This is a genomic window from Prevotella sp. AGR2160, from assembly GCF_000424185.1.
Taxonomy (GTDB): Bacteria; Bacteroidota; Bacteroidia; order Bacteroidales; family Bacteroidaceae; genus Prevotella.
The window spans coordinates 1-7,078 of the sequence record NZ_AUJK01000038.1 but is presented as its reverse complement, the minus strand read 5'-3'; the positions used below and the strand labels follow the sequence as shown (position 1 = coordinate 7,078).

Genomic DNA, 7,078 nt, shown 5'->3' with positions numbered 1-7,078 from the left:
CAATACTTCAAAGTTACAAAATTTTGCCGACATGGCAAAATATCCTTCTCTTTTTTTATACCCAAATGTCAGAGGTATGAATTATATAGGTTAGACGGAATCCACTCCCATTGTTTCCAGTCGTCGGGCTGAGTCGGTGAGAACGGCTGCCAGTCGGCTCTTAATGCTTTGAGGAAAGGCAAGTGCAGTTGCTGCATCCCTTCCATCACCATCTTGGCCACCTCGTAGGCGCCAAAGGCATTGAAATGGGTGTTGTCGGCCAGCGCCTTGGTCTGACCCGGGAAAGTACCTGCCGGATAGTGCACCAAGGCATGGGTGCTGCCCTCCTCGCCAAGTGCTTCAAAAAAGGTGCGCGTCATGTCGTGGAGTTCTATCACGGGCACACCCTCACGTTTCGCCACCGTCCGCATGGCATCAGGATAATCGCCATGTGTTTCGAGTATATGTCCGGCGCTGTTGAAAGCACGGCGCTGGGTGGGTGTAATGAAGATGATGTGTCCGCCCCGGGCACGCACCCGGTCGATAAAGATTTTCAAATTTGTAGAGAAGTTATACCAGGCTCCGGCCCCGGGCATGTGCTCTTTCTGGTCGTTGTGGCCAAATTCACAGCATACATAGTCGCCGGCTTTCATCATGGCAAGAATCTTGTCGAGTCGGCCTTGTGCCAGGAAACTTCCTGCGGTGAGTCCACTTTCGGCGTGGTTGCTGATGGTTACGCCGGGTTGAAACCATCGAGGAATCATCTGCCCCCAACTGGTCCACGGGTCGTTGTTCTGATCCACGACGGTAGAGTTGCCGCAGAGGAAAACCGTTACGGCGGTGGTATCGGGCTCTATATGGATATGGCTCACGGCAGGATGGGTGCCGGCAAAGTCGAGGGTGAGCTTGTCGTCCCAGTCCAAATAGTCTTTCTCTCTCGGCTTGATGCGTACGCGCTGGTTATCGCTGATGCGAGGCGATTTCTTGGTTAGGGTGAAGGTGTAAGTGGCGGTCTTGCCCCGTTTCAGGTGCAGGCGCTCCACGAGGAGCCGGCGCGATTCTGCCCTTACCTGCGTGTCGCTGGCAAGGCGGCGTGAACCCAAGGTTAGCGTAACCCGGTAGTTGCCATCGGGCACACGTACCGAGAAATACAGGTCTTCCACGCCGGGCATGGCGTCGCCTTTCTCGAAATCCCATCCATAGCCGGTGGCCTCGGAGTAGGGTGGTTGCTTCTTGGTTAGGTCGAAGTCAAAAGTCTGGGCGCTCATCGATAGGGTGGTGAGCATAAGGTATAGTATTAAAACATTTCGTTTCATGCTTTCTTTTTTTAATGATGGCTTAAATGCTGTTTAAATGCTGTTTAAATGCTATTCAAAGAGGGTGGCGTCGAAAGTGTTGTTGGGCTCTTCCACCTGGTTGTCGGCAAAGGTGAACTGCGTGAGCCGGTATTTGTCCGACCGCCCTACGTCGAGATACCTGCCTGCTTTCATGCGCAATCCCTTTATGGTGATGTTGTTGCACTGCGATAGCGGCATGTCGGTGCGGTCCTCGAGTTTATAGAATTGCGTCCAGGGGCGCACCACGAGCACCTTGTCGGCATATCCGGTTATGTTTTCCACGGTAACGAATTCATAATGCTGAGGCGTGTCGGGGCGCATCTTGAGCCACAGCACCCGGTTGGCAGCATCGGTATGGCAATTGCGCAAGATAATGTTGCGGTCGTAGATGCTTTCAGAGCCGAGCGTAAGGCATCCCATCACGCGTCCGTAGTGGCAGTTCTGTATGATAACGTTGCTGTTTGGGCCGTTGGTGGAGTCTTTGTCGGCCCAGGTGCCTTTGCCGCCCTTGAGTACTACGGCGTCGTCGTTCACGTTCATATAGCAGCCATTCACCAGCACGTCGTGGCAGTTGTCAATATCGATGGCATCAGAGCTGGGCGCCTTTACGCCTTCGGTAGGGGCATAGATGGTGCAGCCCAGATAGCGCACGTGATGGCATCGGTAGAGGTAGTTGGTCCAGAAGGGACTGTTTATGAGTTTCACGTCCTGTACGGTTACATTTTTTGAATGCTGTATATACACCAACTTGGGTCGCTGGGCATCCTTGTTGGTGCACTTGGGATTCCAGGCGCGGCGCAGCCAGAACTCTTTCCAGTAGTGATAGCCATTGCCGTTGATGGTGCCCCGGCCGCAGATGGTGAATCCATCCACGCCGTCGGCATTGATGAAGGCCGAGAAATACTTGCAGGTTTGTCCCTCTACGCGTGCCGTGGGTATGATGGGAAAATCCTCTACGCGGTCGGAACCTTTCAGCACGCCGTTCTCGGTAATATAGAGGCTCGTGCCCGGTTTAAAGAACAAGGCGCCCGAGAGGAAGGTGCCCCGGGGCACAACAATCAGTCCGCCTCCCCGACTTGCTGCCAGATCGATAACATGCTGAATGGCGGCGGTCTGCATCAGTGTGCTGTCTGTCTTCACGCCGTAGTTGGTAATCACGTATTGCGGGCCAAGCTTGGCGGTGTCTACGCGTGAGGTATCGTTAAACCAGACATCAATCGGTGTGCCGTCGGGCCACAGCTGCTTTGCCTTTCGGGCTTGGAGGCTCAAAGGCAGGAGTAGCAAGAGCAGAAAAAGCGTCTTCTTCATTTTTTTAATGTCCTATAGATTAGTTATTCTGTCCGCAAAGGTAAGTGAAAAATGCGTGAAGAGCAAGATAAATCTCAAAAACCTGAGCATTTATAGCAAAATTTAATGAGTCTGTACATTCTGTGCTTTCACTTCTAACAAAAAAAATCACCCCGGCAACAGGGATTCTTTTATCGAACCGAGTTGCCGGGGTGGGGGATTCTTTATAGTATGATAACCTTTGGGGGATTGTTTATACCCCTTTCGGATTAGTCATCCCAAACCGAATTGTTATCGTCGTCGCCGAAGGAGCTGCCTTTTGAAGCAGGGTCTTTGGTATCATCACTACCGCCGAAGCCGTCAAAGTCATCAAGACCAGTTGTAGTTACCGTACCGTTACCGCTTGCAGCCATGAGGTCTTGCATCTGCATTTTGTATATCTTGCTTGCAGGAGCTATATAATTCTTTTTCATTTTTTTATTCTATTTTTATTTGGAAGGAGGACTATTGAAAGTCCCCCTTGAGTATGATTTTACTTAGCGATAAACTTCTTTCCGTTGCAGATGTAAGTGCCGGCGGGCAGAACGCTCATGTCGTTGCCCACATACACGCCTTGCAGGTTGTAGATACGGCCGTTGTTCACCTTCTTTACATTCACATCCTCGATACCCGTGGTAATGGTCTCCTCACCATCGATGAAGAGGTTCACCTTGGCTTCAGAGTTATCTTCAAAACCAGTAGCCACATCAGGAACATAAAGGGCAGCACGATAGCCCTTCATAGTAGTATTGCCCATAGAATAATAGAGCTTATTACCACTGAAGAACAGATACTCTGAATCAATCGTTATCTTCTTATAACAACCTGTGAAATATCCGCTCTTAGCTTTCTTACCTGAACCTTGCGTAATAGTTATAGATGGATCATCACCATCCTCAGGAAGCGTAATCAACTTATCCTCTACGGTGAAGTCGCTGATAGCCTTTGAAGTCTTGATCATGCAAGGACTATTTGCCTCAATACCTTTAGATGTCTCACGAGAAGTGAATTCGAGATCCACCGACGTGATATCATTGGTAGTGGTAGCTTTCCAGCCTTTGAAGTCAGCCATCTTCACATCATCCCCGAAGGCGGTCTTCACCTCGCTCTCGCTCATAGCGAAGGGCAGACAGATGGTGCTCCACTCGTTGGCCTTGATGGTACGCTTCACCTGTACAGGTGCTTCCTCGTCATTGGCAGTAGGAGCAGTCTCGCTGTTCTCGTCGAGGACGATGGTTACGATCTCGCCTTTAATTACGAGATTGAAATCAACTTCAGCTGGATGGAGGCTCTGCGCCTTATCTGGGTCCGTGACCACGATTTTCTTTACTTTACAAGGATAGGTACCATCCTTTATGGTATTGTCAGCAGAAATTCCATAAGTCATGATTTCACCTTCACCCTTAGCAACATATGTTGTAGAAGTCTGCAAAGCACCAATTGCGTAAGGGCCTCTGCCTACTTGTTCATCCTTTGCTGCATACTCATCGCCAGCAGTATGATCTACTACCATTGGTTGCTGTAATAAGCCTTCAGCTCTATTAATATATTCAACATCATTTTTATCGTTAGCATCAGTTGTAAGGGTGATACCACTCGGAAGGTAAAGGTCAAACGAATAAGCAGCAATTTGATAATCAGTGTTCTTCAAGCTGAAAACAAGTTTTGCTTTTCCTTTTCTCTTAACCTCTGCCTTATTAACCTTAACAGAGAGTACAGGTGTCTCCTCTGCTGCTGCGTAGCAAAATACGGAGACAAGTAATGACAATGTCATTAAAAACTTTTTCATATCTTTCTCTAAATTGTTAGTTCAATATTAGTTCTTATTTTCCCAGATAATTGGATTCAATAGTTGATGCATCTGTTATATCAATTACTGAGTCCTCATTATAGTCAGCAACATCAGAATCATAATTAGATGAAGGCTTTCCGAGTGTCTTGCCTACTATTCCGGATGCATCAGTGACATCCAGGATTCCATCCCCATTCACATCACCCAATTCATTGAACACGAGCTTGAGTTTTTCGCTGGTGCTGTTGGGCAGGAGGGCGTATGCCTTGTTGGGGGCTAACTTCTGGGTGGTTACCTTCTTCAGATAGTTACCGTCGAGCACATAGAGGCCTTTGGTGTTTACTACTGTGGTGTCCACCATCACGGGCTGGAAGATGTTGCTTGATGCAGCGGCAGATGCAGCAGGAGCCTTGCTCGTATGGGTGGAAGTGGTCTTGCCCTCGTTTTCGCTGATGGTGTAATAGAGGTTCTTCAGCGAGCTGGCGCTGTTCTTGGCGGCAAACAGCACACCTGTGCCGGCGGGCACTTCCTTGCCTTCGCCCACCTTGACGAGGTGGAGGGTGAGCTTAGAGGCATTGCCGGGGGTGGCATAGTAGGCTGCCATGTCCACGCCCTTGCTCTTGAGCGAGTCGATGCAGGCAGAGAAGTCGGTAGCAAACTCGCAAGAGAACGTGTTGAACTTGCCCAGCTCGGGTGCGGGTATCTTGGTATTGATGAGGCTTGCATAGTCGGGCCATGCCTCCTTGTAGGTCTGCTCGGCAGAGGGCTTCACATAGATGGTCTGGCTGCCCTGGAACTCCGAGAAGTCCTTGTTGAGCAGGAACACCTTGGAGGAGAGCTCGCTGGCAGGCACGCTGTCGCAGAAGAAGATGTTCTTGATGGTGGTGTCCACGGGCTTCACCACGTCCTTGCCATTTTCCGTCACCGTCTTGGTCTTGGTCACGAAGGCCATGGCTCCGATGGAGGCAATGTTCTGCTTGCACACCACGGTTTTCACGTTGGCGCCCTCAAAGGCGTAGTCGCCAATCATGTTCACCTTGCGTTCCACCACGGTGCCGTTCTCAGTGGTCTTCACCTTGTTCAATACATAGGTGCTCACATCGGCCTTGGTGCTCACGAGCTGCACAGAGTTGTCGCTCAGCGGCATATAGGTCTCATCGTAAGTGCGAGAACCTTCATTATAGGTGGTCTTAAACTCACTCTTGGCAGCCTTGAACTGCTTAAAGAAGGGAGATTTGTTATAATCACTTGCGTTGTTAGCGCGCACATAAATGGTGACATGATTAAAGAGGTTGTCGGCAGCCTGTGTACCGTTGTCGAAAGCCATCTCGTTCATGCCCTGGGCGATGGAGTCGGTATTGATGACAGAGTCGCAGAGGAAGGCGATACTCTTAAGGTTGGTGTCCAATCCGAAGGCACGCTTACCAATCTTTTTCACCTTGCGGGGAATCACCACGTTGGTGAGGTTGGGGCAGTCGTAGAAGGCATAGTCTCCGATGGCAGTCACCGAAGGCGGCAGCACCACGAGGTCTTTCTGTGCCTGACCCGGAGGGAAGATGAGCAGGGTGGTCTTGCTCTTATCGAAGAGCATGCCCATCACGCTGGAGTAAACGGGGTTATCCTCGTCCACGGTAATCTTGGTGAGTTTGTCGCAGTGCTTGAAGGCCTCAGGGCTCACATAAGTGGTCTGGGCAGAGAGGTGTACTTCCTTCAGTGCCTGGCAGTCGCGGAAAGCCTCACGGTCGATGGTCTTCACTGTAGAGGGCACATTGATGCTCTCAATGCCGCAGGCTGCGAAGGCACCGGCGCCGATGGTTTCGAGCTGACTGTTGTCGTCAAAGGTCACAGTCTTAAGGCTTGAGCAGCCCATAAAGGCACCGCGTTCAATGCTTGTCACGCTGGCAGGCACATTGAAACTCTCAAGACTTGTTTTATAGCTGAACACATTGACTCCAATGGTCTTCAGCTTACAGGAGCCTTCGAAGCGAAACTCCTTGATGTTCTTAGCATCCTTGAAGCAGTTCGCATTAAGCGTACAAAGGTTAGAGCCATCAGGGATGATTATAGTATTAAGCGTTGAAGTGGTCACAGCTTCATTATTTATCGTCTCAAGCGAGCGAGGCAGGGTGAGCGTCACAATTTTCGCGCCGATATCCCTTAGATTTAATGTTTTTAACTTTGAAGGCTTATCCTGTGTATCTTCAAAGTTAATTTCCGTAATGTTCGTACCACGAAAAGGCATTGACATTGATTTAACAGAAGCCGGGATATTAACTTTCCTTAATTTCCATGCCCCGCTAAAAGCCTGGTTCCGAATCGTCTCCACGCCTTCGGGAATCGTATATTCAGTATTTTTCAGATTGCTGTTATAACTCAGAAGCTCTTTTCCATCCTTAGATAGTAAGATAGTGGTAGTATCGCTGTTATCGCGCACAGAAAGATACGGATTTTTGGGGTCAATAATATATTTGATGATATTGCCAAGACCATGCGATTCAGAGAAGTTACTAAAGTTCTTGCCAATCTTAGCTACCTTGGCAGTGAAAGATAGGCCCAAGGGGGATTGTCCGTGGCAGGCGGATGCCGCTGCCTAACCAAAGAACTTGATATGATAGCGTGCTAAAACTATTTTTTTTGCTTACCT

5 protein-coding genes are annotated in these 7,078 nt (G+C 49.5%); all 5 read right to left on the bottom strand.

The genetic code is table 11. From position 1 onward, the window contains the following. Window positions 1-68 precede the first annotated feature (68 nt). A complete protein-coding gene (locus G604_RS0112465; RefSeq protein ID WP_028910836.1) occupies window positions 69-1,295 on the bottom strand; it encodes a rhamnogalacturonan acetylesterase in 1,227 nt (408 codons plus the stop codon). Between the two features lie 51 nt (window positions 1,296-1,346). Next, window positions 1,347-2,624, bottom strand: coding sequence for a glycoside hydrolase family 28 protein (locus G604_RS14510; protein ID WP_051220416.1), 1,278 nt, complete (start codon window positions 2,622-2,624; stop codon window positions 1,347-1,349). Between the two features lie 248 nt (window positions 2,625-2,872). Then, window positions 2,873-3,076 (bottom strand): hypothetical protein, encoded by a 204-nt coding sequence (locus G604_RS0112455; protein ID WP_028910835.1) that lies wholly within the window; start codon window positions 3,074-3,076, stop codon window positions 2,873-2,875. Between the two features lie 59 nt (window positions 3,077-3,135). Continuing rightward, a complete protein-coding gene (locus G604_RS0112450) occupies window positions 3,136-4,029 on the bottom strand; it encodes a hypothetical protein (RefSeq protein WP_155941960.1) in 894 nt (297 codons plus the stop codon). Window positions 4,030-4,465: 436 nt separating this feature from the next. After that, window positions 4,466-6,868 carry a leucine-rich repeat protein gene (locus G604_RS14505; protein ID WP_196801141.1) on the bottom strand — a complete coding sequence of 801 codons (2,403 nt, stop codon included), beginning with the start codon at window positions 6,866-6,868 and terminating at the stop codon, window positions 4,466-4,468. Window positions 6,869-7,078 lie beyond the last annotated feature (210 nt).